1 protein-coding gene is annotated in these 726 nt (G+C 41.0%); it reads left to right on the top strand.

Going from position 1 to position 726, the window contains the following annotated elements:
- Window positions 1–245: 245 nt before the first annotated feature.
- Window positions 246–641: an Imm70 family immunity protein gene (locus tag IEV54_RS17280; RefSeq protein ID WP_150279463.1), complete on the top strand. Its 396-nt coding sequence runs from the start codon at window positions 246–248 to the stop codon at window positions 639–641.
- Window positions 642–726 lie beyond the last annotated feature (85 nt).

The raw sequence follows: 726 nt of genomic DNA, 5'->3' as shown, positions 1-726 counted from the left end.
CGTTAGCACTCTATGAAATACATCGACAGTAGAAGCCATATTGGCTATGGAATGTACAAAAATGTATCTGAACTGAAACTCACAAATGAGATTCAGTATTTTGCTCGCCTATGTAGTGAAGAAAACTCATATTTGATGATCAAAATCCCTGACATATGCATAGTTAGTTCTAAGCTCCAAGAGGCCATCGAGTCATTAGTAGATGATAAAGGACAAAGCAGAATTCGTATTTTGAGGCAAAGGGCATGAGCCTATATCTGGCGGTTTTCACGCAGGATGATGAAGAGATAGATGGATTCCAAGTTGGGACATATCACGACTATGGTAAATTCATTGATTCCATCAAAGAAAACGTAGACCCCAAAAATTGCAAGCTCCTAATAAATCATCATGATTCGGATGGTTACTGGACGCCTCAAGAGTGTGAGAATCTAATTGAGGAGTTAACTTACATAAAGAAAGTATTAGCCAAGTTGCCGCCTCAGAAAATAGAGTACGATTGGTCGAGGCAAACCCCATATGAACCTGGAAATAACCTCAATGCTTCATTACAAAACATTGATGGTGAGCCAATGACCGATGCCTTAGTAAGCTTGTGTCAGGTGGCGGTTGAAAATAATGCAAAGCTTTATTTCCAATAAAAGTGCTAACAATCGCAGGCACAGCGACAGCTTTTTCGTTGCGGCTTCGCCTTCACTACAAAGCTGCGCGTGCTGCGGGCGTTAA

The organism is Halopseudomonas salina (assembly GCF_014637955.1).
Taxonomy (GTDB): Bacteria; Pseudomonadota; Gammaproteobacteria; order Pseudomonadales; family Pseudomonadaceae; genus Halopseudomonas; species Halopseudomonas salina.
Note: the sequence above shows the minus strand (reverse complement) of the source record. Positions and strands in the feature narration are given on the sequence as shown.